Source organism: Microbacterium sp. ZOR0019 (assembly GCF_000800925.1).
Taxonomy (GTDB): Bacteria; Actinomycetota; Actinomycetes; order Actinomycetales; family Microbacteriaceae; genus Microbacterium; species Microbacterium aurugineum.
This window is the reverse complement of the sequence record NZ_JRKC01000068.1, coordinates 1-25,113: the sequence shown is the minus strand read 5'-3', so window position 1 is coordinate 25,113 and position 25,113 is coordinate 1. Positions and strand designations below refer to the sequence as shown.

At 68.8% G+C, this 25,113-nt stretch carries 21 protein-coding genes and 1 tRNA gene; 3 read left to right on the top strand and 19 right to left on the bottom strand.

Annotated features, from left to right (window positions below; all coding sequences use genetic code 11):
- Positions 1–10 precede the first annotated feature (10 nt).
- The 13 genes from L978_RS14085 to L978_RS14025 form a co-directional block, all read right to left on the bottom strand.
- Positions 11–1,009 (bottom strand): DNA topoisomerase IB, encoded by a 999-nt coding sequence (locus L978_RS14085; protein ID WP_047523933.1) that lies wholly within the window; start codon positions 1,007–1,009, stop codon positions 11–13.
- Between the two features lie 90 nt (positions 1,010–1,099).
- Positions 1,100–1,594: a hypothetical protein gene (locus L978_RS14080; protein ID WP_047523932.1), complete on the bottom strand. Its 495-nt coding sequence runs from the start codon at positions 1,592–1,594 to the stop codon at positions 1,100–1,102.
- A gap of 9 nt (positions 1,595–1,603) precedes the next feature.
- Entirely contained in the window at positions 1,604–4,975 is a 3,372-nt protein-coding gene (locus tag L978_RS14075) for an ATP-binding protein (protein WP_047523931.1), read from the bottom strand.
- Entirely contained in the window at positions 4,972–5,634 is a 663-nt protein-coding gene (locus L978_RS14070) for a DUF4194 domain-containing protein (protein ID WP_047523930.1), read from the bottom strand. The genes L978_RS14075 and L978_RS14070 overlap by 4 nt, the downstream gene beginning before the upstream one ends.
- Positions 5,627–7,090 carry a DUF3375 domain-containing protein gene (locus L978_RS14065; RefSeq protein ID WP_047523929.1) on the bottom strand — a complete coding sequence of 488 codons (1,464 nt, stop codon included), beginning with the start codon at positions 7,088–7,090 and terminating at the stop codon, positions 5,627–5,629. Before L978_RS14065 ends, L978_RS14070 begins: the two co-directional genes overlap by 8 nt.
- A 130-nt stretch (positions 7,091–7,220) precedes the next feature.
- A tRNA-Gln gene (locus tag L978_RS14060) sits at positions 7,221–7,292 on the bottom strand.
- 99 nt (positions 7,293–7,391) lie between these two features.
- Positions 7,392–8,897 carry a glutamate--tRNA ligase gene (gltX, locus tag L978_RS14055; protein WP_047523928.1) on the bottom strand — a complete coding sequence of 502 codons (1,506 nt, stop codon included), beginning with the start codon at positions 8,895–8,897 and terminating at the stop codon, positions 7,392–7,394.
- A 53-nt stretch (positions 8,898–8,950) separates the two neighbouring features.
- A complete protein-coding gene (locus L978_RS14050) occupies positions 8,951–9,550 on the bottom strand; it encodes a hypothetical protein (RefSeq protein ID WP_047523927.1) in 600 nt (199 codons plus the stop codon).
- A complete protein-coding gene (locus L978_RS14045; RefSeq protein WP_052193772.1) occupies positions 9,547–10,806 on the bottom strand; it encodes an MFS transporter in 1,260 nt (419 codons plus the stop codon). The genes L978_RS14050 and L978_RS14045 overlap by 4 nt, the downstream gene beginning before the upstream one ends.
- Positions 10,803–11,579: a fumarylacetoacetate hydrolase family protein gene (locus L978_RS14040; RefSeq protein WP_047523926.1), complete on the bottom strand. Its 777-nt coding sequence runs from the start codon at positions 11,577–11,579 to the stop codon at positions 10,803–10,805. The genes L978_RS14045 and L978_RS14040 overlap by 4 nt, the downstream gene beginning before the upstream one ends.
- Before the next feature lie 128 nt (positions 11,580–11,707).
- Positions 11,708–12,808 (bottom strand): branched-chain amino acid aminotransferase, encoded by a 1,101-nt coding sequence (locus L978_RS14035; protein WP_047523960.1) that lies wholly within the window; start codon positions 12,806–12,808, stop codon positions 11,708–11,710.
- Positions 12,809–12,868: 60 nt separating this feature from the next.
- On the bottom strand, positions 12,869–13,912 hold the full coding sequence (locus L978_RS14030) for a 3-isopropylmalate dehydrogenase (protein ID WP_047523925.1): 1,044 nt from the start codon (positions 13,910–13,912) through the stop codon (positions 12,869–12,871).
- 82 nt (positions 13,913–13,994) lie between these two features.
- Positions 13,995–15,530 carry an MFS transporter gene (locus L978_RS14025; RefSeq protein WP_047523924.1) on the bottom strand — a complete coding sequence of 512 codons (1,536 nt, stop codon included), beginning with the start codon at positions 15,528–15,530 and terminating at the stop codon, positions 13,995–13,997.
- A 95-nt stretch (positions 15,531–15,625) separates the two neighbouring features.
- Here L978_RS14025 and L978_RS14020 point away from each other — a divergent pair, with 95 nt between their 5' ends.
- Positions 15,626–16,168 (top strand): TetR/AcrR family transcriptional regulator, encoded by a 543-nt coding sequence (locus L978_RS14020; RefSeq protein WP_047523923.1) that lies wholly within the window; start codon positions 15,626–15,628, stop codon positions 16,166–16,168.
- A 68-nt stretch (positions 16,169–16,236) separates the two neighbouring features.
- Here L978_RS14020 and serA read toward each other — a convergent pair whose 3' ends face one another.
- From serA to L978_RS14005, 3 genes are all read right to left on the bottom strand, one after another.
- Positions 16,237–17,841, bottom strand: a complete 1,605-nt coding sequence (gene serA / locus L978_RS14015) for a phosphoglycerate dehydrogenase (RefSeq protein ID WP_047523922.1) — start codon at positions 17,839–17,841, stop codon at positions 16,237–16,239.
- 122 nt (positions 17,842–17,963) lie between these two features.
- Positions 17,964–18,299, bottom strand: a complete 336-nt coding sequence (locus L978_RS14010) for a hypothetical protein (RefSeq protein WP_047523921.1) — start codon at positions 18,297–18,299, stop codon at positions 17,964–17,966.
- Positions 18,296–18,760 carry a hypothetical protein gene (locus L978_RS14005; RefSeq protein ID WP_047523920.1) on the bottom strand — a complete coding sequence of 155 codons (465 nt, stop codon included), beginning with the start codon at positions 18,758–18,760 and terminating at the stop codon, positions 18,296–18,298. The genes L978_RS14010 and L978_RS14005 overlap by 4 nt, the downstream gene beginning before the upstream one ends.
- An 85-nt stretch (positions 18,761–18,845) precedes the next feature.
- Here L978_RS14005 and L978_RS14000 point away from each other — a divergent pair, with 85 nt between their 5' ends.
- Positions 18,846–19,784, top strand: a complete 939-nt coding sequence (locus L978_RS14000; protein WP_047523919.1) for a hypothetical protein — start codon at positions 18,846–18,848, stop codon at positions 19,782–19,784.
- Positions 19,785–19,798: 14 nt separating this feature from the next.
- Here the strand turns inward: L978_RS14000 and L978_RS13995 are convergent, their stop codons facing one another.
- Positions 19,799–20,461 (bottom strand): GntR family transcriptional regulator, encoded by a 663-nt coding sequence (locus tag L978_RS13995; RefSeq protein WP_047523918.1) that lies wholly within the window; start codon positions 20,459–20,461, stop codon positions 19,799–19,801.
- A gap of 74 nt (positions 20,462–20,535) precedes the next feature.
- On the opposite strand from L978_RS13995, the gene L978_RS13990 reads away from it, so the two are divergent.
- Positions 20,536–23,370, top strand: a complete 2,835-nt coding sequence (locus tag L978_RS13990) for an FAD-binding and (Fe-S)-binding domain-containing protein (RefSeq protein ID WP_047523917.1) — start codon at positions 20,536–20,538, stop codon at positions 23,368–23,370.
- Positions 23,371–23,445: 75 nt separating this feature from the next.
- Here the strand turns inward: L978_RS13990 and L978_RS13985 are convergent, their stop codons facing one another.
- Positions 23,446–24,786, bottom strand: coding sequence for an alpha-L-fucosidase (locus L978_RS13985; protein WP_047523916.1), 1,341 nt, complete (start codon positions 24,784–24,786; stop codon positions 23,446–23,448).
- On the bottom strand, positions 24,783–25,113 hold a 331-nt coding region (locus L978_RS13980; protein ID WP_047523915.1), incomplete at its 5' end, for an MlrC C-terminal domain-containing protein. The genes L978_RS13980 and L978_RS13985, both read right to left, overlap by 4 nt.

Here is a 25,113-nt window from a genome sequence, read left to right as displayed (position 1 = left end):
ATCCATCCTGTCATCCGGATCGCCGCGTCCTCTTCCGCGACGTCGCCGGTCCGCCCAGCAGTCGGCGGATGGCCGTCTCGGGCGACACGGAGAGGTCGAGGGTGCGCCCCCGCGCATACTGCGTGAACACCCTCGGATCGATGTAGCTGCCGCGTGCGACGGCGGTGGTGTTGCCGAGTGCGGTCGCCGCGGCCTGCACTGCGAGCCGCTCGGCCTGCTTGCGCTCGCTGCGACGATCGAGTTCGCCGATCCGGGCCAGGGCGTCGGCGGCGATGATCGTGCCGTGCAGAGTCCGGAAGTCCTTCGCCGAGAAGGAGGAGCCGGTGACCTCGCGCAGATACGCGTTCACTTCGGCCGGGCTGATGCGCACACGGCGGCGGCCGCGCCGATAGGCCAGCAGGAAGGCTCCGGACTTCCCCGCGGCGAAATCCGTCAGGGCGTCCGCGAGCGCCTCATCGGTGATCTCTATCGATGCGGTGCGCCCGCTCTTGGCGGGGAACGACAACGCGACTTCGCTCCCGGACACGCGCACGTCACGACGCCGCAGGGTCGTGAGACCACGGCTGCCGTGACGCACCAGGTACCGCTCCGAGCCGATCCGGAGTGCCGCATCGTCGAGCAGGCGGAAGGCGATCGCCAGCGCGCGCTCCTTCGTCTGTCCGTCCTCGCGGAGAGCCCGTGTCACGCGTGCTCTGGCACCGGGAAGCGCAGCGGCGAGTTCGAGAGCGCGGACGAACTTCTTGCGGTCGCGGCTGACGCGCCACAGCGGGTGGTAGAGGTACTGTTTGCGGCCCGCCTCGTCGACCCCGACCGCTTGGATGTGCGCCAACGGATCCGCAGCGATCCAGACGTCGCGCCAGGCCGGCGGAATCACCAGGTCATCGATGCGTTGCCGATCAGCTTCCGGGGCGGTCTCTCCCCGGGGACCCGCATACCGGAACCCCGATCCGGATCGCCGCCTGCGGAACCCGGGGTCCTCCCCCGGAACCACGCGGTTCAGTCTCGCCATCCGCTCTCCCTCCTCGACCCTCTCGCCTCGGACGAGGATGCCGCCTCGTCACGGCCGGCGATAGGGAGTGGCGTCGCGGCCCTGTGCGTGCTATTCGTCGTCGGAGGGAGGTGCGGCGAACGCACGACGCATGTGGTCGCTCGTCAGGAAGTCGGCGATACCGATCATGATGAGGCTGAAGATGATCTGCTCGGAGACCATCCACAGCGGATACAGGCCGGGGATGGCGGCCATCACGAGCGTGATGATCGGGAAGATCTGCGCGAACAGGCGCAGGCGCTGATACGCCCAGCGCCACCCGCGCCGGGCCCGCCACGCGAAGTAGAACAGCGTGACGGTCATCGCGAGGACCACGAGCGTCCGCATCCACACCGCGAACGAAACGGGCTCTCCGTCGACCGCGAGCACCAGCGCCACGACGACCGCCCCGACACCGATCACGAGCTCCACGACGAGCAACCAGAGGATCCACGCGAAGGCGCGCACCGTCCGGGGGTGGGTGCGGTCGGCCTCGCTGATGGCGACGCCGGCGTGGCGGCCACCCGCGATCCGATCGAGACGGAGGAAGAGGGGTTCCAAAGCCATGTCTGGAGCCTAAGCGTTCCGATTCTCGGTGTCCTCCGGCAGGCCCACCTTCGCCTTCGCCCACGACCGCCCGTGCGTGTCCTTGAGGATGTCGTACTCGACATCGACGTGAGGCTCGATCGCGCTGTATTTGTCGTTCGGGGCGCCGATCACCAGCTGGAAGCCGAGACCTCTCCACGCACCGATCGCGCGCTTCGTGAAATGCGCATCCGCCTTGATCAGAGCCTCGTCCATGAAGACCGGGGCGTAGCGCGGTCGAGCCGCGCCCGCGTCTCCGAGCTGGTACCGAAGAGCGGCGCCGACGATGAACGCGACGAGCTCCTGCGACTCCCCTCCGGACTTCTCGCCGATGTGGTCGTAGAGCGCGACATGCGAACGCGTGGCGGCGTCCACCCTTTCCGCACTCACCCGCACATGGTTCCTCACGTCGATCAGCTCCGCGAAATCGGGGGCCGTGCGACGCATGCGTGCGATCAGCCGGCTCATCTTGCGGTAGACGGTCTCACGCTCCGCATCCGTCGACGCCGCATCGATGAGTCCGCGGACCTCACGGAGCTCCCTGCGGAACCGCTTGCGCGCCTCCGTCTGATTCTCCCGCGGGGTGATCTGCAGCCGATGGTCATCGTCGTAGAACGGGAGCTCCTCCATGATCCTGTTGATGGGATCGATCCGATCCTTGATCTCTCGGAGGGAGCGGCTGAGCGTCGAGTCGAGGCTCGTCAGATCGTTTCCGGACAGCTTGAGGAGACTGTCGCGCCACTCGGTCTCGAGCTCATGCAGCCCGTTGGTCTGGAGCGCTTCGAGGATGCTCTCGAACTCGCCGACCGAGGCATCCGGATCGGGGAGGATCGTCAGACTGTCCCAGCGTTCGAGGAACCCGGTCATGAGTCGACGCATGCTCTCCCGCTGCTGCTCGTGAGCGTCGGCGGCTTCGCGGCGCTCCTCGAGGAGGCGCTGCGCGGCGGTCCGGAGCGCTGTGTCGAGATGCGACAGTCTCTGAGCCGCCGTCGGTGTGTCCCCGGTCTCCGCATGCAGGAATCGCCCGTCGAGGAAGGCCGCGTGCCCCTCCTCCAAGACGGTCCCCGACGACGCTGCCGCATCGATCACGGTCTGGCAGGTGTCGACGTCATCGGTCACCTGCCCCCACCGCTCCTGCGTCTGGGCGAGCTCATTGCCCAGCCGCGCCTCGTCGTCGCGGAGGCGACCCGCACGGGCCCTCAACTCCTCGGCCTGGCTCTTCAGCTGCGCGATCTCGGGGCTGGCCGTCGTCACCTCGGCTTCGACCGCGAGCCAGCGCTCCTTCTCCGCTTCCACGGCGACGACATCGATCTGCTCCCAGGTGAGGTCCTCGATCTTCGCGAGCGCGGTGGAGGTCGTCTCGATCCGGTCGAGCGCGGCCTCGGCCTCCTGCGCCGCCGCGGCGGCGTCCTCGTATCGCTCGGCAAGTCGGCGGAGTTGCTCGTCGAGTTCCCGCAACCGGCGTTCGTTGGTGAAGCCGAGCACATTGGCACGGCCCTGACCGCCGTGACCGCCGCGGCTTCCCTGAGATACCTGACCGCTGATGGTGAGCGCCCTCTGGTGTTCGCTCAGCTGCGAAGAAGAATCCACGCAGACGTACCCGTAACGCTCCTGCAGTCTCTGCTGCAACCAGCCGGTGAAGGGCGATGGCAGGTAGTCGAGCCGGGCGGGAAGCGACTTCGGGTCAGCCGGGCGCATCTCGGGCAGTCCGACGTGCACGCCTTCGTAGTTCAGGCGCTCAGGAGTGCGGACCGTGTTGATGGCCGAGCGGAACGTCGCCAGGTGCTCGGCATCGATCAGCAGCGTCCGGGCGAAACCGCCGAGAGCGAGGTTGAAGGCCTCACGCCAGGGCTCGAACTCGGTGCGCAGCTCGATGAGCTCGGCCACGAAGGGGAGCTCCGACGGGGAGAGCCCCACCGCCTCGGCGAGCAGCGCCCGCGACTCGTCGAGACGCGCCGGGATGCTGCCCCGCACGCGGCTCGTCCGCTCGCGTTCCTCCCGGACACCGCGCATCTCCGTCTCCGCGGCTCTCCGAGTCGTCTCCGCGTCGGCGAACGCAGCCCGTGCCCCGCGGTTGTCGGACTTCGCCGACGCACCGCGAGCCTGGGAGACGAACGCGTCGAACTGCGCCGCGGTCTCGACCTCTGCGCCGAACTCGCGGACGATGGCGTCGAACTTCGCCCGTTCCCGGCGGACGTCCTCGAGCCGGCGTTCCGCGACACGGAGCTCGCGCTGTGCGGTCTCGAGGCGATCGCCGCCGGACTGACGGAGGACATCGAGGAGTCCTTCGCGCTCGAGGTCGGCCGCGTCGACGAGCGCACGCTTCTCGCGGACGGCGAGGCTCAGGGCACGCGCACGGTCGCCCAGTTCGACCTCCACCTCGCGGAGCAGATCCAGACGTCGCTGCGCATTCCACAGAGCGGCGAGCGAGGACGGATCCGTGAAGACCCCGACCTCGTCGATCACCCTGACGCGCTCAGCAGCCACGGCGATCCGCTCCTTGATCGCCCGGATCGGTTCGAGAGCGCTCACCTGCTGCTTGGCGGTCAGCATCCGGGTGCGCGTGCTCTCGAGCTCGTCGAAGTGCGCGACGACGGCGTCTGCGGTGGCCATGGTCTCGGGCTCTTCCAGGACGAGCTTCTTGTAGAGATCGTCGACCGTCGTGATCTGCTGTCCTGCCTGGATGCGCGCCAGCAGGCTGATGGCCTTCGAGCCGGAGCCCGCGGCACCGATCCCGAGCACGGCCTGCAGCCGCGCCGAGAACTCACGGTCGGTGGCGAGCGTCTCCAGCCCGGTCCCACGCACCGCCGCATCGGACAGGCGCTGCGCGGCTGCCTGCTCCAACAGTCCCAGGTCGAAGGCGCCGCCGACCGTCGCCCGCACCCGGGTGGTGTCTTCCAGAGTGCGCGCGTCCGCCGGGATGTACCATGCACGCACCGCGGTGAACCGTGACCCGTCGTGATCCAGCCACGTCGTGGCGATCGCGCTCCAGGTGTCCTCACCGTCACCACGCAGCACGCGCAGTTTGGTGCCGTCCTCGGTTCGGGACTCGTCGATCTTCCCCCGCCCGTAGGAGAGGATGTTCCGCTGCTCCTCGCCCCGGGGGCGCCCGGTCACGCCACCGTTGGACGCGCCGTTGAACGGTGTCGTGTGCGGCATCATGAGCGCGATGTACGCATCCATCAGCGTGGACTTCCCCGACCCCGAACCGCCGCAGAGCAGGGTCGCATCCGGGGAGAAACGCACGCGGTGAGGGCCGCCGTCATAGCCGCCCCAGTTGATCAGCTGCAGCTCCTCCGCCACCCACTGCTGTCCTCGGGACCCCGAGGGAATGAGTCCGAACAGCGTGTCGACCATCGTCATCGTTGCACCACTTCCTGCGACCGCAGCCAATCCCGGAGCTCCTTGAGCGTCTCCGCGCTCAGCACCACTTCGACGAGCGCCGTGATCCGATAGCGACCACTTGTCTCCTCCTGGATGATCCCCTCACGGTCGAGGCGGTCCATCGCGTTGCGAATCGCCTTCTGCTGTCGGGCGGTCCCTCCGTCGACATCCGTGAAGTAGCTCAGCACCGTCTGCTCGAGATCTTCGATGTCGATGCGGACGGAGGCCTCACCGGCAGCGGACTCCCGCTGATAGACGGTGCGCAGGTGCACGAGCACCAGGGTCTCCGCACGTGTGTACGGCGCATCCTTGAGGAGAACGGGCATGTCGATCTCGTCGGAGCGGAGTTGCTGCTTGTACGCGAACCCCCGGCCGTGGTCGATGACCAGGCGGAGGTACAGATCGTTCAAGCGCGACTCGATCACCTGCTGATGGTCCAGCAGCAGGGTCCACTCCCGACGGTTGCGCTCCGCAGCGATGAACCGGCGCTGAAGGATGTGCACCAGAACACGTCGGATCTCCGGATCGAGCGTTCCCCGATCACCGGCGAAGTGCTCCTCGATGTCGTCTTCCATCGGAACCGGCGCGATGAACGGCTCATCGAGCGGTGCCTCGGTCGCGAGGCTCTGTTCAGGCATGTGCATCTTCCTTCGGGTTGCGCGCCGTGACGGCACCGAACGCGAAACGTCGTGTCGAGCCGTCCGGACGCAGGGCTTCGACCACCGACACCTCGTCGCTCTCGGTCATGCCGTTGCGGTGTGCGATCTCGAGCAGACCGAGAAGGTCGACGGGGCGGCGCGTGTCGTCTGCGGCTGTCGTGAACGCCGCGGCGAGGTCGAACTCCTCGCCGAGAGCGGAGACGTGTTCTTCGAGTTCGGTGTATCTCGGGCCTCCCCAGGCGCGACTGTCGACGTCGAGGAACTCGACGTCGTCGGCGTCCGTGAGGGGAGCGGGGGCGGCGGGAGGGCGGATACTGCTCACCGTTTGGCGGAGGTGTCCGAGGTCGACGAGCGGGAGGCTGCGCACCGGCGCTGCGCTCGCGCCCGTACCGTCCCAGACGTGGAGGGCGGCGATCACATCGCGGAGCAGGTCGTCGATCTGACGGTCCCGCAGCGGATCGTGCGTCTTCACCTGCCCGGTGATGACGTGCGATGCGCGGCGCTGCGCGGCCAAGACCTCCTCGACGCCGAGTTCGACCCGGCGTCCGATGGCATCGAGATCGGCGCGCTGGTTGCTGTCGAGCTTGCGTGCGAACGGCTGCCGGAGCAGGCCGTGGAGTTGCTCGGACAGCGCGTCGATGCGCTCCGGGTCACCGATCAACCGCAGCGCCCCGGCGAACGCGCGCCCTTCGGGGGTGGAGTTCATGACGTCCTGCGCGCGCTGCAGATACTCACGGAGGACCTCGCCCGTCGGACGCTCGTCGCGACGCAGATGGGCGACGACATCGCGCTGCATGAGCTTCAGGGACTCGGCGACGCGCGTGAAGTCCGCCGGGAGCTCGCGAGCCAGATGCAGCACGTTCTCCGCCTCTTCGAAGAGCTCTTCATCATCGAGGGGATCCGCCTTGCCGGATTCCTCGATCCGGGCGATCTCCGCGTCGAGTGCCGTCCGCTCCTCGCGAAGGCGCGTGAGTCGCCGCTCCGGATCGGCCTCCGCGCTGTCCGCCAAGTGCTCCACGGCCTCGAGGAGCGTACGCACGCGGGAGTTCGAGACGCGTGTGCGTCCACCGCCCGTCCGGCCCGCGATCTCCAGCGCCTCCACCGCATGCGCGGAGAGCCGATACACCTCGACGTCGTCATCGATCTGCTGGACCAGCCAGCCCAGGCGCACCCAGTTCCTCGAGACATCGCGTCCGGTCCCCGCCGGTGTCCGTCGCTCGTCGTCATCGTCGTCCGCGCCCCTCAGCTCCTCGAGGATCTCGGAGAGCTCGGCATGGGCATCCGCGATCGGGATCGACGGCCGGTCAGCCGTGAACAGGAGGGAGAGCGAGGCGACGACGAAGGGAGCGTACCGACCGTGGAGCAGATCGAGGGTCGGAGTGCGGAAGGCGGTGACAGCGCGGGAGTATGCCGATTCCGCTCGTGTTCCTGTCACACATTCACACTAGTCGCGACGTCGGTCTTCCTCGGACGCGACGCGGGAGGATGCCGTGCGACGACCGGCCAGCTGCGCACGATCACCCGAACACGAAGAAACCCCCGTCTGAGCGGGGGTTTTGATCTTGCTGGGGTACCTGGACTCGAACCAAGAATAACGGAACCAGAAACCGTCGTGTTGCCAATTACACCATACCCCAAGGGCGAAACCAGGGCCTCGCACCGAGAATCAAGCCTACCCGAGCGGCGGCGGAACACCAAAACCGGTGCCCTGTGCCGCCGCCCGGGCGCGTCGCGGTTCAGCCCGCGAGGAACGTGGAGAGCGACCGCAGGCGACGCAGGGACTCCTCCTTGCCCAGCAGCTCCATCGACTCGAACAGCGGTGGCGAGACCCGGCGGCCGGTGATGGCCACCCGCGGCGGGCCGTAGGCGATGCGCGGCTTGAGCTCGAGCTTCTCGACGAGCTCGGCGGCGAGGGCCTCTTGGATCTTCTCCGGCGTGAAATCCGTCACCGGTTCGAGCGCGGTGACGCAGGCGTCGAGCACCTCGGCCGCATTCGCCGGAAGGCCCTTGAGCGCGTCCTCGGCATACGAGACCTCATCCGTGAAGAGGAAGCCGACCATCCCCGGCACCTCACCCAGCAGCTGCACACGCTCCTGCACGAGGGGCGCGACGCGGAACGCCATCACCAGCTGCTCATGCGTGGGCTCATCGAACAGACCCGCGGCGGCGAGGTACGGCACGGTCCGCTCGGCGAAGTCCTTCTCCCCCAGCATCCGGATGTGATCGCCGTTGATCGACTCGGCCTTCTTCTGATCGAAGCGCGCCGGGTTGGGGTTCACGTCGGTGATGTCGAACGCGGCGGTGAACTCATCGAGCGAGAAGACGTCGCGGTCGGGACCGATCGACCAGCCGAGCAGAGCCAGATAGTTGAGCAGCCCCTCGGGGATGAACCCGCGCTCCCGGTGCAGGAACAGGTCCGCCTGCGGGTCGCGCTTGGAGAGCTTCTTGTTGCCGGTCTCCCCCAGCACCAGCGGCATGTGCGCGAAGCGCGGCACGAAGGTCGTCACACCCGCATCGATCAGTGCCGCGTACAGCGAGAGCTGGCGCGCGGTCGAGGGCATGAGGTCTTCGCCACGCAGCACGTGGGTGATGCCCATCAGCGCATCGTCGACCGGGTTCACGAACGTGTACAGCGGCACGCCGTTCGGACGCACCACCACGAAGTCGGGGAACGAACCGGCCGGGAAGGTGACCTCGCCGCGGATCAGGTCGACGTACGTGAGGTCCTCATCCGGAACACGCAGGCGCAGAGCGGGCTGACGGCCCTCGGCGCGGAACGCCTCCTTCTGCGCATCGGTGAGATCGCGGTCGAAGTTGTCGTAGCCGAGCTGCTTGGCGCGACCGGCGGCCTCGTTGCGCGCATCGATCTCCTCCGCCGTGGAGTAGCTCTCGTAGAGGGCTCCCGTGGCGATGAGCTTGTCGATCACCTCACGATAGATGTGGTGACGCTCCGACTGCCGGTAGGGCGCATGCGGACCGCCGACCTCGACGCCCTCATCCCAGTCGATCTTGAGCCAGGTCAGCGCGTCGACCAGCTGGCGGAAGCTCTCCTCGCTGTCACGCGCGGCATCGGTGTCCTCGATGCGGAACACCATCTTCCCGCCGTTGTGACGGGCGTAGGCCCAGTTGTAGAGAGCCGTGCGGACCATGCCGACATGCGGCAGACCGGTCGGCGAGGGGCAGAAGCGGACGCGGACGTCGGCACCACTGACAGTCGTGGTGAGGGGATGAGGGGTAGCCATAGCCCTTCGATTCTACGGGGACAGGGCTGGGCGCCGTCGGCGGGTCGCGGCGCTCAGCGACCGGCGCTCACCGCGATCGCCGCACGATGTTCCAGCAGCAGCGATCCGCGCACGCTCCGCTCCTCCACGACGGTGTCGAACGCGGTTCGGAAGCGCTGCCGCTCGGCCTGGTCGAGACCGGCGTGGAGAGCACCCGCACCGGCCACTCCCCCGTCGACCGAGAGCCAGAGCGAATCCGGGTCCGCGTTCCAGATCCAGTCGATCTCGGTGACCGCGACGTGCGGGAGTCCCGCCTCCTGCAGCATCCGCCCGAATCCGTCAGCCGTCCGCTCGAAGTCCTCCGCGTCCGAGAGTCGTGCGCCGACGAACGGAGCGATCCCGGAACGCTCGGTGATCTCGGCCCAGAGCCAGGAAGGCGAGCGGGTCCAGACCGTCGCCACGACGGCACCGCTGGTGGGTTCCGGCTCACCTGCCGTCACGGTCCATCCGTCGGCCGCCCACCTCGCTGCGAGCGTGCCGTCCCCCGCCCCGACGTCGACCAGACTGCGACCGTTCCCTTCGCCCAGCACCTCCCGCATCGCCGAGAAGGTGCCCGCGCAGAGCGCAGCGTAGGAAGCCGAGTAGGCGTCGCCGACGCCGGACCAGTCCTTCACCGTGCTCCGGAACGCGCCAGCGGAGCCAGCACCACGATCGCGATGACCAGCACGAAGGCGGCGACCCCGAGCCCCGCGTACTGGAAGTTCGCCAACACCACTCCCGCGAGCACCGAGCCCGCCGCAGCGGACAGGCTCATCAACGAGTCGCTGCGGCCCTGCCTGCGCGTGCGGAGCTCAGGCGCGGACGCCTCGGTGAGGAGCGCGGCACCGGCCACCGTCGCGGCACTCCACCCGAGACCGAGCAGGATGAGGGCGACCATCACGCCCCAGGCCTCGGTGCCCGTGAAGACCGCGAAAGCCAGCGCCCCCGCGAGGAGCGCCTGACCGAGGAGGACGACCTGGAGCCGGCCCCAGCGGTCGGCGAGCACCCCGAAGACGGGCGACAGCGCGTACATACCGCCGACATGGAGCGCGATCGTGATACCGACCAGGGCGGAGACATCCGCCGGGCTCGGCGCCATCCCACCGGCGCCATGCGCCATGTGGGACAGGTGGACGGGGGTCATCGCCATGACCGATGCCATGACCACATGAGACCCCGCGATCGCGAAGATCGCATAGCGCGCGACCCGAGGCCGGTCCGCGACCACGGTTCCCGTGACGGCGGCAGACGCCTTCGCGAGACGCTGAGCGGCCAGCAGAGGATCGGGCCGCAGCGCGACGATGTAGAGCACGAGCGCCGCGCACTGCGCGACGAACGAGAACAGATAGGAGCCCGTCTGCGGAGGCATCCCGACCGCCTGCCCGACGATCTCGCCCGGTCCGAGCAACAGCGGGCCGGCGACACCGCCGATGGTCGTCGACCAGACAACGATCGACAGGTCTCGACCACGATGCTGCGGTGCGGCGAGATCGGTGGCGGCGAACCGCGACTGCAGGTTCCCCGCGTTGCCCGCCCCGATCAGCAGGATCCCGACGAGGAGCAGCGGGAAGACGCGCAGGGAGGCGGCGAGGATGACGACCGCGATACCGACGAGCGCGAAGAGGTTGCCGAGGGTGAGCGCGCGACGCCGTCCGACGCGCGCGGCGAGGCGGGCGAGCGGAATCGCGCACGCGGCCGCTCCGAGCGTCACGGAAGCCGTGGCCAGCCCGGAGAGCGCATCGTTGCCCGAGATGTCCGCGGCCAGGAGCGCGCCGAGGGAGACCGTCGCACCGAATGCGATGCCGCCGAGGACCTGTCCGAGCGACAGCACCAGGACGGTTCGCCGCTGGACCGCCGTCTGCTGCGCCGCCGTCAGGGCGACGGTCGTCATGGCACGGGAACGGCGTTGCGCGCGGTGTTGCGAAGGATGCCGAGTCCGGAGATCTCGACCTCGACGACGTCACCCGCCTCGAACGTGCCGACCCCGGCCGGCGTGCCCGTCATGATCACATCGCCGGGGAGCAGGGTGAAGACGGCGGAGGCGTACTCGATGATCGCCGGCACCGAGTGGATCATGTCGGTGAGTGGAGCGTGCTGGCGCACCTCGCCGTTCACCCGCGTCTCGATCGTCGCGTTGGCGGGATCGAAGTCCGTCTCGATCACCGGTCCCAGCGGGCAGAAGGTATCGAATCCCTTGGCCCGCGACCACTGGCCGTCCTTGCGCTGCAGGTCCCGCGCGGTCACGTCATTGCCGATCGTGTAGCCGAGCACGTAGTCGAGCGCATTCTCGGCCTTCACGTTCTTCGCGATCTTCCCGATCACCACGACGAGCTCACCCTCGTACTCGGTGCGCTCCGAGAGCGAGGGACGCACGATCGCATCACCCGGTCCGATCACGGACGTGTTCGGCTTCAGGAACAGCAGCGGCTCCTCCGGGGCCACTCCCCCCATCTCGGCGGCGTGATCGTGATAGTTCTTCCCGACGCAGACGACCTTCGACCGCGGGATCACCGGAGCCAGCAGCGCGGCGTCGGCGAGGGGCACACGAGCGCCGGTCGTCTCGTACCCGGTGAACATCGGATCCCCCGCGAGGACGACGAGCTCGCGCTCGTCGATGATCCCGTACATGATGGCTTCGTCGTGGCTGAACCGGGCGATCTTCATGGTGTCCAGCCTAGCGAGCGCGGCACCCTGCACCGAGACCCCCCAACGCCGCCGAGACCCCGTCCTGCGCGCGCCGAGACGACGGGGTCTCGGCGAGAGGGCGGGGTCTCGGCGTCGGGTGTCCGGCGTCAGGCGTCGAGGCGCAGGAGCCAGCCGTGCTTGTCCTCACGGCGTCCGTACTGGATGTCGGTCAGCTCTTCGCGCAACGAGAGAGCGAGTTCTCCCAGCGGCTGCGGCTCGTCGAAGCCGTCGCCCACGAGCGCGCCGATCGGGGTGACGACGGCGGCCGTGCCGCACGCGAACACCTCGACGATGTCGCCCGATGCCACGCCTTCACGCCACTCGTCGATCGAGATCGGACGCTTCTCGACCGTGTACCCGCGGTCCTCCGCGAGCTGCAGCAGCGAGTCACGGGTGATGCCCTCGAGGATGCTGTCCGACTCGGGGGTGACGACGCGGCCGTCCTTGAACACGAAGACCACGTTCATGCCACCGAGCTCTTCGACGTCGCGCTTCTCGTTCAGGAACACGACCTGGTCGCAGCCCTGAGCACTCGCCTCGCTCTGTGCGAGCAGGCTCGACGCGTAGTTGCCGCCGGTCTTGGCCTTGCCGGTGCCGCCCTTGCCCGCGCGGGCGTACTCCTCCGAGAGCCAGATGCGCACCGGCTTCACACCGCCGGAGAAATAGGCGCCCGCGGGGCTGGCGATGACGTAGTAGGCGACCTTCTGCGCGGCGCGGACGCCGAGGAAGGCCTCCTTGGCGAACATGAACGGACGCAGGTAGAGGCTCTGGTCGGCCCCGCTGGGTACCCAGCGACCGTCGACCGCGATCAGCTCGCGCAGCGACTGGATGAAGTACTCGGTCGGAAGCTCGGGCAGCGCGAGGCGGCGGGCGCTGGCCTGCAGGCGCGCGGCATTGCGGTCGGGGCGGAACGTGTGGATCGAGCCGTCGGCGTGGCGGTAGGCCTTGATGCCCTCGAAGATCTCCTGTGCGTAGTGCAGGACGGACGCCGCGGGGTCGAGCGGGATCGGTCCGTACGGCTGCACGCGGGGCCGGTGCCAGCCGCCCTTGACCGACCAGCAGATGTCGACCATGTGGTCGGTGAAGACCACGCCGAAGCCCGGGTTCTCCAGCACCTCGGCCAGCCGTGCGGGCGACGCGGCGGTCAGGTTCTTCGTGACGGCGAACTCCAGGGGAGCCACGGCCGCCTCGGCATCGATGGTCGTCATCTCATCATCCATTCCTCGTGGGTGGGCGCATCCTCGCGCCCGTTCAGCCTACGCCTGCGGTCAGAGTCGTGCGGTGATCGCAGAGCCGATCTCCGCGGTCGTGCGCGCCGCGCTGCGGGCGGCGATGTCGGCCTCCACCGCGGCGCTCACCCGCGCGGATTCGGTGGAGAGGCCGAGGTGGTCGAGCAGCAGCGCGATCGAGAGGATCGCCGCCGTCGGGTCGGCCTTCTGCTGACCGGCGATGTCGGGGGCGGAGCCGTGCACGGGCTCGAACATCGAGGGGAAAGCGCCATCGGGATTGATGTTGCCCGAGGCGGCGAGGCCGATGCCGCCCGTGACCGCTCCGGCGAGGTCGGTCAGGATGTCGCCGAACAGGTTGTCGGTGACGATGACGTCGAAGCGCGAGGGGTCGGTCACCAGGAAGATCGTGGCCGCGTCGACGTGCAGGTAGTCGACCGCGACCTCGGGGTGCTCGGCCGCGATCTCGTTCACGATGCGCTGCCAGATGGCTCCGGCGTGGACGAGCACATTGGTCTTGTGGACGAGCGTGAGCTTCTTGCGGCGACGCTCCGCGAGCTCGAAGGCGTAGCGCACGACCCGCTCGACACCGAATGCGGTGTTCACGGAGGTCTCGTTCGCGACCTCCTGCGGGGTGCCCTTGCGGATCGCCCCGCCGTTGCCGACGTACGGCCCCTCGGTCCCCTCGCGGACCACGACGAAGTCGATCTCCCCCGGCGCGGCCAGTGGTCCGGGAGCTCCGACGAAGAGCTTGGAGGGACGCAGGTTCACGTAGTGGTCGAGCGAGAAGCGCAACCGGAGCAGGAGTCCCCGCTCGATGTTCGCGTCTTTCAGTCGCGGGTCCCCCGGCGTTCCGCCGACGGCGCCCAGCAGGATCGCGTCGTGGGCGGCGATGGCGGCGAGGTCGTCATCGGTGAGCGTGTCGCCGGTCTCCAGGAAGCGGCCGGCGCCGAGCGAGAAGCGGGTCTTCTCGAACACGACGTCGCTCGCCGCGGTCACGGCGTCGAGCACCTTCTCCGCCTCGGCGATGACCTCGGGACCGATGCCGTCACCGGGGATGACGGCCAGCTTCACGACACGCGACATGACACTCCTTGCGCACTGCACGGGGATGGACCGGCCCAGACCTGCCGCAGGGCGGGGCGGGCCGATCCTCCCAGCGTACTGGTCAGTGCGAGGGGGCTTTGCGCAGTGTGACGGCGGCGATCACCCCGGCGACCACGACGAGCCCGGCCCCGATCAGCGACGTCACCGTCACACCGGAACCGAATGCGTCGGCCGCCGCGTCCCACAGGGCCGTCCCCAGCTGCGCCGGGAGCTCCTGCGCTGCGGTGTAGGCACCGGCGAGGGTCTCCTCCGCCGCGTGGGCGACATCGGCGGGCAGACCTGCCGGAAGCACGAGAGCGCCGCGGTAGAACGCCGTGATGATGCCACCGAGCACCGCGGTGCCGAGCACCGCCCCGAGCTCGTACGCCGTCTCCGAGACCGCACTCGCCGCGCCTGCCTTGGCCGCGGGAGCGCTCGAGAGGATCAGCTCGTTGGAGATCGTCTCCGCCGCGCCGATGCCGATGCCCAGCACCACGAACGCCACCACGAGCGGAAGGACGCCGTGCTCATGCGTCGTGAACGCCACGATGAGGTAGCCGGCCACCGAGAACGCGAGCCCGGCGGGGACCACGATGTGCGGCGGCACGCGGCGCGACACCGGCACGACGGAGAGCCCCGCCACGATCATCGCGAGCATGCCGGGGACCAGTGCGATGCCGGCCATCATCGGCGACAGGCCGAGGACCAGCTGCAGGTGCTGCGACACGAAGTACAGGAAGCCCACCAGTGCGACCACGCTGAGCAGGTTCACCAGGATCGCCCCGGAGAAGGAACCGCGCCGGAACAGCGCCATGTCGAGCATCGGGCTCTTGACCCGCAGCTGACGACGGACGAACAGGTAGCCCATGCCGAAGCCGAGCAGAGCCCAGGCGCCGGCGGTGAGGCTCGGGCCGTCCACCGCGAGGGACTTGATCGCGTAGACCACCGGGATCATGGTCGCCATCGACAGCGCGATGCTGATCAGGTCGATGCGACCCGGGTTCGGATCGCGACTCTCCGGCACCAGCAGCGGTGCGGCGATGAGCAGGGGGATGAGCACCGGGACGGCGATCAGGAAGACCGATCCCCAGGCGAAATGCTCGAGCAGGATGCCGCCCACAATCGGACCCAACGCCGACCCGGCGGAGAACGCCGATGCCCAGACCGCGATCGCCATGCGGCGCTGATCACGGTTGCGGAAGATCGAGCGGAGGAGGGAGAGCGTCGACGGCATCAGCATGGCGCCGAAGAGGCCCAGGAGCGCACGGGCGGCGATCAGCAAGCCGGCCGTGGGCGCGAAGGCGGCGAGTGCGGATACGGCGGCGAAGCCGGTCGCCCCGATCAGCAGCATCTTCCGACGTCCGAACCGGTCGCCCAGGGTACCCATCGTGACGAGGAGTCCCGCGAGCACCAGCGGGTACACATCGATGATCCACAGCTGCTCCGCACCGGTGGGCGCGAGCGCGATGGAGATCTCGGGGAGCGCGAAGCTCAGCACCGTGTTGTCCACCGACACCAGAAGCACCGGCAGCATGAGGACGACGAGCGCCGCCCAGCCACGGGCTCCGACACGGGGAGCATCCGTCTCTGTCGTCGGGATCGACGCAGTACGGGTCATGGAACACCTCTCAGGATCGTGATCGACGGTTAGTGAACCGTCCGGCTGGTATAGTAACAGAATTCCGACCGCTCCCCCTGTGCAGAGGACCCACGATGCCCCGACCTCCCCTCGCTCGCGAGAAGGTGCTCGACGCCTTCGAAGCGATCCTCATCGAAGACGGCGAGCGTGCCGCGACCCTCGACGCGACCGCCAAGGCAGCAGGGGTCTCCAAGGGTGGTCTGCTGTACCACTTCGGCTCGAAGGAAGAGTTGGAGATCGGCCTGGTCGAGCGCCTCGACCGCCTCACGACAGCGGACCTCGAGCGGATGACGGCAGCCGAGGAAGGGCCCGTCGCCTACTACGTGCGCACCTCGGTGATGGAAGACGACGCCCTCGACCGTGTCCTGATCGCGACGACGAGGCTCGCGCAGGGCGGCTCGGTCGCTGCGGCCGACATGCTGCGCGAAACACGGCGACGTTGGGCTGAGACGATCCGTCCGCACGTGCGCGACAACGCGAGCCTCGACCTCGTGATGCTCGTCAGCGACGGCCTGTACTTCAACAACTCCCTCGACGTGCACGGCCCCGAACGCCTGGTTCCCCGAAGCGACGAGCTCAAGGACCTGATCGCGCTGGTGCTCCGAGCCACGGCCTGACGGTCAGACAGACGGGAGAGGGCGGGAGCATCTCGCTCCCGCCCTCTCCCGTCTGTCGCGTCGAGTGATCAGACCTCGGTGATCTCGATCTGCCGGAAGAGGTCGGCGTCGATCGCGGCGCTCACGTCTTCGAGCAGCTCCTCCGACACCGGCGAGTCGAGCGTCAGCACGCTGAGCGCCTGCGCGCCCGCCGCCTGACGCGCGATCTGCATGCCGGCGATGTTGATGCCTGCTTCGCCGAACTTCTGCCCGTACACCGCGACGATGCCGGGGCGGTCGGTGTAGAGCATCACGACGTGGTGCTGCTCGATCGGCAGTTCGAGCGCGTGATCGTTGATCCCGACCAGCTTCTCCGTCTGCTTCGGCCCCGTCAGCGTTCCCGAGACCGACAGCTGGGTCCCGTCGGACAGTGCGCCCGCGAGCGTGATGACGTTGCGGTACTCGTCGCTCACGTCGTCCTTGATCAGACGCACGGCGATCCCGCGCTGCTCGGCGAGGAGCGGGGCGTTCACGTACGAGACGGTCTCACTCACGATGTTCGTGAACACGCCCTTGAGCGCGGCGAGCTTGAGAACGCTCACGTCGTAGTCGTTGAGCTCGCCGTGCACCTCGACGTCGAGGCTCGTGAGAGGCGAGGTTGCCAGCGAGGCGAAGATCTGGCCGAGCTTCTCGACCAAGGAGATGCCGGGGCGCACGTACGGGTCGATCACGCCACCCGCGACGTTCACCGCGTCCGGCACCAGGTCTCCGCCGAGGGCGAGACGCACCGAGCGGGCGACCGAGACGCCTGCCTTCTCCTGCGCCTCCTCGGTGCTCGCGCCGAGGTGCGGCGTGACGACCACGTTGGGCAGGTCGAGCAGCGGACGCGCGGTCCCGCCCTCCACGGGAGGCTCGGTCGTGAAGACATCGAGCCCGGCACCGGCGATCTCTCCTGCGACGAGCGCCGCGTGGAGCGCTTCCTCATCGATCAGTCCGCCGCGGGCGACGTTGACCACGAACGCCGTCGGCTTCATGGCCTGGAACTGCGCGGCACCGATCATGCCGGTGGTCTCCGGCGTCTTCGGCATGTGGATCGTCAGGAAGTCCGACTCGGCCACGAGCTCGTCGAGGGAGAGGAGCTGCACGCCGAGCTGCTGCGCGCGGGCGGACGTGACGTAGGGGTCGTAGGCGACGACACGCATGTCGAAGGCCGCGAGGCGCGCGGCGACGAGGGCGCCGATCCGGCCGAGGCCGACGATGCCGACCGTCTTCTCGAACAGCTCGGCTCCGGTGAAGGAGCTGCGCTTCCACGCGCCGCCGGAGAGCGAGGCATGTGCGGCGGGGATACGGCGGGCGAGGCTCAGGATGTGGCCGACCGTGAGTTCCGCCGCGGAGACGATGTTGGACGTCGGCGCGTTCACGACCATGACGCCCGCTGCGGTGGCTGCCTTGATGTCGACGTTGTCGAGACCGACGCCCGCACGGGCCACGACCTTGAGCTTCGGCGCGTGCGCCAGCGCCTCCTCGTCGATGCGCGTCGCCGAACGCACCAGCACGGCGTCAGCGTCGGCGAGTGCCGCGAAGAGCGCCTCGCGATCGGTACCGTCGACGTCGCGGACGTCGAAGTCGGGGCCGAGGGCCTCGATCGTGGCGGGAGAGAGAACTTCGGCGATGAGCACGACGGGCTTCGGCACAGTGGATCCTTCGGGGCAGCGCGGCAGGCGGGAGGGGCCGATGCGCCGCACACCATGGGGGCGCGATCGCGTCAACTCTACCCGAGGGCTCGGGGCGCTCCGTGCCGTGTGACGCCCGGGACTCAGGCGCTCGGCATCGTCAGGCTGAGCGCGATCAGGCTCATCCAGAACACCGCGACGACACCGAGTCCGGCCAGGAAGACGAGGAGGAGCTCCCCCACCCGCCGACGACGGCCGATCAGGTACGCGAAGACGAAGACGATCGCGGGGAACGCGACGCCGAAGAGCAAGGTCGCCCACCCGCCGGCGGTCAGTCCCGTCTGCGCCATCGTGATCAGATGCGCGACGGCGTTCCACACCGCGTATGCGTAGAACAGTCCGGCCAGGCCGACGACCAGGCCGACGAGCCAGCGCGGCGAACCGGCGGACACCGGCTCCGTGGTCGGGGATGCGCTCATGATCCGACCACCCCCACGGTGACGAAGGGCCAGGGAACCAGCAGGACGACTCCTGCGAGCAGCACGGCGACGCGGATCCACGCAGCCCTCCCCCTGGTCAGCACCCAGCTCGCGAGGAACCAGAGCGCCGGCGCAGCGATCGCCAGGACGAACCAGGGCAGGAACATCGCATCGGCGACCAGGAACGACGCCAGTGGCCGCAGACGCAGCCCGCCGACGATCCATCCGACCGTGTAGAGGAGATACACGCCGCCGACGATGCCGAGGATCAGCAGCATCGGCGTGCTCAGGCCGGCCTGTTCATCCGACGGGGCGGGAGTGATCGTTCCGTCCCCCTCGATCGTGCCGACGTCGCGACTGCCTTTCCCGACGGCGTTCCACCCAGGGGGCAACGCGGGATCCTTCGGCGCGGAAGCCTCGTCGCCATCCCAGGTGAGGGCGTCGTCGGAGTCGGAAGTCATGCCCTCTAGCGTAGGACACCCGGTCCACTATGCTCAGGGTTGCCTTGAGCCGGAACGGCGGGCATCGGAGGGGAAAGGGAGCACCGTGGCCGAGAGTGACGACACCGACGCGCGGATCGAACCGTCCGCGACGAACGCGACTCCGGAGCCGCCCTCCGGCTGGACTCCCACTGCGGAAGCGAAGGCCAGGGCCACACGCCTCCGGTGGATCGCCGCGGTCCTCTGGGCGGTCGCGATCATCGGCGAGGGCGTCGGCATCTTCTGGCTCCTCCGCCAGCGCGAGTTCGTCGGCGAGGACGGCACTCTGCTCCGCGATCCCGACACCGGCCTGTTGGAGGAACAGGGCGTCACCGCGACGTTCCCGCAGTGGGCGTTCATCGCCCTGCTGGTGCTGCTGGTCGTCATCGCGGCGCTGTCCATCACCGGATCGGTGCTGTGGAAGAAGGCGAACCGCCTCGACCCCGCACGCAAGTCCGACAAGACGCGCTTCTTCGTGCAGAACCAGCTCGGCGCGATCATCGCGGTGGTGGCGTTCCTGCCCTTGGTCATCCTGATCTTCCTGAACAAGGACATGGACAAGGGACAGAAGACCACGGCCGGCATCGTCGGCGTGGCTCTCGCAGCCCTGGCCGTGTTCATCGGCGTCGACTTCGATCCGCCGTCCGTCGAGCAGTACACGGCCGACCAGTCCGCCGTGATCCTGCTCCTCGGCAAGGACGAGGTCGTCTGGGTCGATGGCGGCAAGGTGTACCACGTGTGCGATGAGGTGTCGGCGATCCAGACCGGGAGCGAGATCCGCACAGGCACGACGGCGCAGGCGGTCGAAGCGGGGAAGATCCGGCTGACGCTCCAGTTCACGTCCGAGCTGCGGGCGTGCGGGCTCCCCGTTCCCGAGAACGACGAGGAGATCACCGAGGCACTGCGCGCGATCCAGGCCGGCCAGACCGACACCGTGCTCCCCGCCCCGGAATGGACCGATCCCTCCGAGGCGCCGATCGTCGTGGAGGAAGCGCCGGCGGAGTGACGACGGGCGCGACGCTAGTCCGCGTCGAGCGCCTCCACCAGCCGCTCCTCGGCCGATGACAGGTGAGCGTCGAGGAGGACTGCTGCTCGCTCCCCGTCTCCCGAGGCGACCGCAGCCAGGATGTCGCTGTGCTGCGCCGCGATCGCCGCCGCGTCGAGCAATCGTCGACCCTGCACCTGCGCCATGCACAAGCGCACTTCGTCGAGGACGCTGCGGTACATCCGAGCGGTGCGTTCACTGTCGAGCGCCTCGATGAGAGCGGTGTGGAATCGCAGGTCGGGCGCGACGGTCGCCGGGTCCGGCCCCGGCGGCATCGCGAGGAGCTCCGCGTTCGCCTCGACAGCCGCGCGTGGCACCGTCCGCGTCACCGCGAGGTCGCGAAGGGCGGCGCTCTCGAGCCGCGTCCTGGTGCGATAGACATCCCGCACCGTCGCAGAATCGATCCCGACGACGCGCGCGCTGCGATGCGCCGTGCGCACCAGGAGTCCGCTCGCGACGAGCTGCTCGATCGCCGCCTTCGCGCTGGGACGGGCCACGCCGAAGGACTGCGACACAGCCGCTTCCGTGATCGGATCCCCGGAACGGATCTCGGCACGGAGGATACGGCCGCGCAACTGAGCGGTGACGGCATCCACGACGCCGACGATCCCCAGCGTCGCGTCCGAAGCGGTGGTCATGCGGGTCAGCCTATCGAAGCATCCACGTATCGGTACACTTGTCTGACAATCCTTCGACGGAGCAGAGGAGCACCGTGCCGACCACCCTCGCCGAACCCCTGGACACCGCACTGCTGGGTTCCCGGACGCAGGTCCATTCCCGCTCCATCGACCGCTTCGCACGAGCCCACGACGCGTCCCACTATCTGCTCATCCCGGATGCCGTCCTCTCCCCTGCAGACGCCGAGGGCGTGGCACGCGCCTTCGGAGCAGTCCGCGCTGCCGAGCGCACGATGACGTTCCGGTCCGGAGGCACCAGCCTCTCGGGGCAGAGCGTGAGCGGCGACATCCTCGTCGACACGCGCAGCAACTTCCGAGACATCCGGGTGGAGGACGACGGGGCCTCGGTGCGGGTGGGCCCGGGTGCCACCGTACGTCAGGTCAACACACGCCTGTCACGCTACCGTCGCAAGCTCGGCCCCGACCCCGCGAGCGAGATCGCGTGCACGATCGGTGGAGTCGTCGCGAACAACTCCAGCGGAATGGCCTGCGGGATCACCGAGAACTCGTATCAGACGATCGAGTCGATGACCGTCGTGCTCCCGAGCGGGACGATCCTCGACACCGGGCGCCCGGATGCGGGCGAGGTGCTGCGCGCGGCGGAGCCCGAGATCGTCAGGGGCCTGCTCGACCTGAGAGCACGCCTGCTCGCCGCCCCCGAGCACGTCGCCTTCCTCCGCCAGCAGTTCTCGATGAAGAACACCATGGGCTACGGGCTCAACGCGCTGCTGGACTTCGACGACCCGGTGCGCATCCTGGAGCATCTCATCATCGGGTCCGAGGGCACGCTCGCGTTCGTCGCGGAGGCTCGATTCCGCACGATCGAAGTGCGACCGTCGATCGCGACGGGACTTCTCGTGTTCGAGACGCTTTCGGCGGCGATGACGGCGCTCCCCGACCTGACCCGGCTCGGTCTGGCCACCATCGAGCTCCTGGACGCCGCCTCCCTGCGGGTCGCTCAGGGACTGAGCGATGTCCCCTCTGCGATCGCCGAGATCGAGGTCCAGGGTCACGCCGCTCTCCTGGTCGAGGTCCATGCCGCCGACGCGGACGCTCTCACCGCGGCGAGCACGAAGGCGCAGTCGCACTTCGAGCAGCTCCCGCTGGCCGTGCCCCCACGCCTCACCACGGATGCGAGTGAGCGCGCCGCTCTGTGGCATGTGCGCAAGGGGCTCTACACCGCGGTCGCCGGTGCGCGCCCGTCCGGTACGACGGCGCTGCTGGAAGACATCGTGGTACCCGTCCCCCGGCTCCTCGCCACCTGCGAACGCCTGATCGAGCTGTTCGCCGAGCACGGCTACGAAGGCTCGGTCATCTTCGGGCACGCCAAGGACGGCAACGTCCACTTCCTCCTCAACGAACGGTTCGACGACCCCGACAGCGTCGCGCGCTATCGGCGGTTCACGGACGACCTGGTCGAACTCGTCCTGGCGCAGCAGGGATCGCTCAAGGCCGAACACGGCACCGGTCGCATCATGGCGCCGTTCGTGCGTCGCCAATACGGCGATGAGCTCACCGACATGATGTGGGAGATCAAGGCGCTGTTCGACCCCGACGGCATCCTGAATCCCGGAGTCGTCCTCTCCGATGACCCTGACTCGTACCTGCACGACCTCAAGCGGGTGCCGACGGTCGAGAACGAGGTCGACCGCTGCGTCGAGTGCGGCTACTGCGAACCGACCTGCCCGAGCAAGAGCATCACGCTCACTCCACGCCAGCGCATCGTGATCCGCCGCGACATGGCGTGGGCCGAGGAGCAGGGCGACACCGAGCTGCTGCGCGATCTGCAGAAGGACTACGACTACGACGGCGTCCAGACCTGCGCGGTCGACGGCATGTGCGGCGTGGCCTGCCCGGTCGACATCAACACCGGTGATCTCGTACGTCGGCTTCGAGCGGAGCAGTCGCACTCCGTCGAAGGCGCGGTATGGGGCACCGCAGCCAAGCACTGGGGCACGGTCACGCGCGCCGGCGGAGTCGCGCTCACCGTCGCCGATGCCCTCCCTGCGCCGCTCGTGCGCGGGGTGACGCATCTCGGCCGCGCCGTCCTCGGTGCCGACACCGTGCCTCTGTACGACGGCGGGCTCCCGCACGGTGGTTCGAAGCCGCCGCGCCCGGAGTCCCCGGCCGACGCGCAGGCCGTCTTCTTCGGTGCCTGCATCGGGACGATGTTCGGCGCGGAAGGCGACGGCGAGGGCTCTCGAGACGCACTCCGCGCCCTGCTGGACCGTGCGGGAATCGCCGTCGTGATCCCGGAGGAGAACGGAGGCCTGTGCTGCGGCACACCGTGGAAGTCGAAGGGTCACCTGGACGGTTACGCCCTGATGTCGGACCGGGTGCTGGAGTCGCTGTGGGAAGCCAGCAGGCACGGGGAGCTTCCGGTGGTGTGCGACGCGGCGTCGTGCACTGAGGGCCTGGACGTGATGCTCGCGCAGTCGGTCGCGAAGAACCCGCGCTACGCAGGCCTGCGGATCGAGGACGCCACGACGTTCGTGGCACGCGAGGTGCTGCCGAAGGTCTCGGTGCCGGCCAAGCTCCCCACGGTGGCCGTGCATCCGACTTGTTCCACGACCGCGCTCGGCGCGACCGGAGCACTGACCGCGATCGCCGCGGCCGTCGCCGACGACGTGTTCGTCCCCGAGGGATGGGGCTGCTGCGCCTTCGCGGGCGACCGCGGCATGCTGCACCCGGAGCTCACGGCCAGCGCGACCGCCCAGGAGTCCGCGGAGATCGCCGAAGCCGAGAGCACGCGCGGCGACTTCGACGCGTTCGTGTCGGCGAACCGCACCTGCGAGATCGGGATGACGCGCGCCACCGGCCGGCCGTACCGCCACGTGATCGAAGTCCTCGAGGAGCTCACCCGGCCCTGACACCCGGTGCACACAGCGAGGGCCCTCCCGAATCGACATCGGGAGGGCCCTCGCGTGGTCGCGATCCGGTCCGTCTCAGCCAGCGGACAGGACGGCGACAGCTTCCTCGCGCAGACCGGCCGGGATCACAGCGACCGTGCGGTCGTCCGTGGATCGCTCGGCGACGGAACCGTCGGCCCAACGCAGGTCGGAGCCCAGGAGCTCCGCAGGCAGCTCCAGCGTGCCGACGCTCGGGTCGAGCGCATGCACATGCACGGTCGCGCCCGTGGTCGTGTACCGCCGCGGCGCTCCGGTCCGCTCGCCCATTCGAACCCACGGACGGGTGCCGTAGATCGCCTCGCCGTTCGTCTCGAGCCACGCGCCCAGCTCGCGCATCGCGCGCCGCTGAAGTTCCGGGATCGATCCGTCGGCCGCGGGACCCACGTTGATCAGCAGGTTGCCGTTCTTGGCGACGACGTCGACGAGCAGCCGGATCAAGGCGGCTCCCGACAGCGAATGACGCTCATCCTCCGCCTGGTTGAAGCCGAAGGAGTAGCCCAGGCCTCGAGTCGACTCCCACGGCTCCGGGATGATCTCCGGGATGTCCGTGTACTCCCGCGTGAGGAAGCCGTGATACGGCACACCCCACCGGTCGTTGACGACGCCATCCGGAACGGCCTCGAAGTATCGCTCCAGCAGCGCGGCGACCGCATACTCGTCGCGCCCCTTGCCGCCGTCGGGCCACTCGATGTCGTTCCACAGCACGTCGGGTGAGAAGCGCGTGACCAACTCCTCGAGCTGAGCTGCCGAGTACCGCGCGAAATGGGCGTCGTTGCGGCGGAAACGGAACAGATCGGTGTCGGACTCGATCGGCGGGAAGTCGCTCACATGCCAGTCGAGCGCGCCCGAGTAGTACACGCCGAACTTCGCGCCCGCGCGCCGGGTGGCATCGTGGAACTCGGAGATCAGGTCACGGCGCGGCCCGCGTGCGACCGCGTTGAAGCCGGTGGTCTCGGTGCCCCACAGACAGAAGCCCTCGTGGTGCTTCGTGGTCGGGATGATGTACCTGGCCCCTGCGCCGACGAGCTCGCCGACGAAGGCATCCGCGTCGAACGCCTCGGCGTCCCACCGATCGGCGAGGTCCTCGTAGGAGGTCCCCGGCCCGAACAGCTGCTGATGACGCTCCCAGGTCGGACTCCCCGCGATCCGCACGGTGTTGCCGTACCACTCGGCATACTGATGCCAGGCGTACGCGTCCTCGGTCGGGATGTTCACGCCCTCGCCGTGCTGCACGGCCCACGCCGGCACCGAGTAGAGCCCCCAGTGCACGAAGATGCCGAGCTTCGCGTCGCGGTACCAGTCGGGCACGCTCTGCGTCGGGTACGTCGGAGCATCCGCGCCGAGGTCCGGCCCGGTGCGCTTCTCGAAGTTCATCATGCGGTCGGCTCCTCTGCGACGCCGCGGCGGACGACCACGGCTTTCAGGTCGGGGTTTCCGTCGGGGTCGAAGGGGTAGACACCGGGGCGTAGACGGTGGTGACCGAGACGGAGGAGGTCCTGGTCGACACCTCCGGGAGTCAACGCGAGAGTCCAGCCCGCGGCGAGTTCGTACAGCTCGGGTTCGAGATAGCCGATCTTCACCACCACGATGTCCGCGGTCGTCGGCTCGAGGCCCAGCATCCGGAAGTCGGAGAGGTGATGGAACGGCTTGCGACGCTCCGTGATGATGGCGTGGAGTCCACCCGCCGCGATCACGACCTGCGTG

Bases quoted from the DNA above. Each gene is read 5' to 3' on its own strand.
- L978_RS13995 (WP_047523918.1), bottom strand. From the start codon at position 20,461: ATGACCACCGCTTCGGACGCGACGCTGGGGATCGTCGGCGTCGTGGAT.
- L978_RS14020 (WP_047523923.1), top strand. From the start codon at position 15,626: ATGCCCCGACCTCCCCTCGCTCGCGAGAAGGTGCTCGACGCCTTCGAA.
- gltX (WP_047523928.1), bottom strand. From the start codon at position 8,897: ATGGCTACCCCTCATCCCCTCACCACGACTGTCAGTGGTGCCGACGTC.
- L978_RS14045 (WP_052193772.1), bottom strand. From the start codon at position 10,806: ATGACGACCGTCGCCCTGACGGCGGCGCAGCAGACGGCGGTCCAGCGG.
- L978_RS14030 (WP_047523925.1), bottom strand. From the start codon at position 13,912: ATGTCGCGTGTCGTGAAGCTGGCCGTCATCCCCGGTGACGGCATCGGT.
- L978_RS14080 (WP_047523932.1), bottom strand. From the start codon at position 1,594: ATGGCTTTGGAACCCCTCTTCCTCCGTCTCGATCGGATCGCGGGTGGC.
- L978_RS14035 (WP_047523960.1), bottom strand. From the start codon at position 12,808: ATGACGACCATCGATGCCGAGGCGGCCGTGGCTCCCCTGGAGTTCGCC.
- L978_RS14025 (WP_047523924.1), bottom strand. From the start codon at position 15,530: ATGACCCGTACTGCGTCGATCCCGACGACAGAGACGGATGCTCCCCGT.
- L978_RS14040 (WP_047523926.1), bottom strand. From the start codon at position 11,579: ATGAAGATCGCCCGGTTCAGCCACGACGAAGCCATCATGTACGGGATC.
- L978_RS14005 (WP_047523920.1), bottom strand. From the start codon at position 18,760: ATGACTTCCGACTCCGACGACGCCCTCACCTGGGATGGCGACGAGGCT.
- L978_RS13985 (WP_047523916.1), bottom strand. From the start codon at position 24,786: ATGATGAACTTCGAGAAGCGCACCGGGCCGGACCTCGGCGCGGATGCT.
- L978_RS14085 (WP_047523933.1), bottom strand. From the start codon at position 1,009: ATGGCGAGACTGAACCGCGTGGTTCCGGGGGAGGACCCCGGGTTCCGC.
- L978_RS14010 (WP_047523921.1), bottom strand. From the start codon at position 18,299: ATGAGCGCATCCCCGACCACGGAGCCGGTGTCCGCCGGTTCGCCGCGC.
- L978_RS14070 (WP_047523930.1), bottom strand. From the start codon at position 5,634: ATGCCTGAACAGAGCCTCGCGACCGAGGCACCGCTCGATGAGCCGTTC.
- L978_RS14075 (WP_047523931.1), bottom strand. From the start codon at position 4,975: ATGACGATGGTCGACACGCTGTTCGGACTCATTCCCTCGGGGTCCCGA.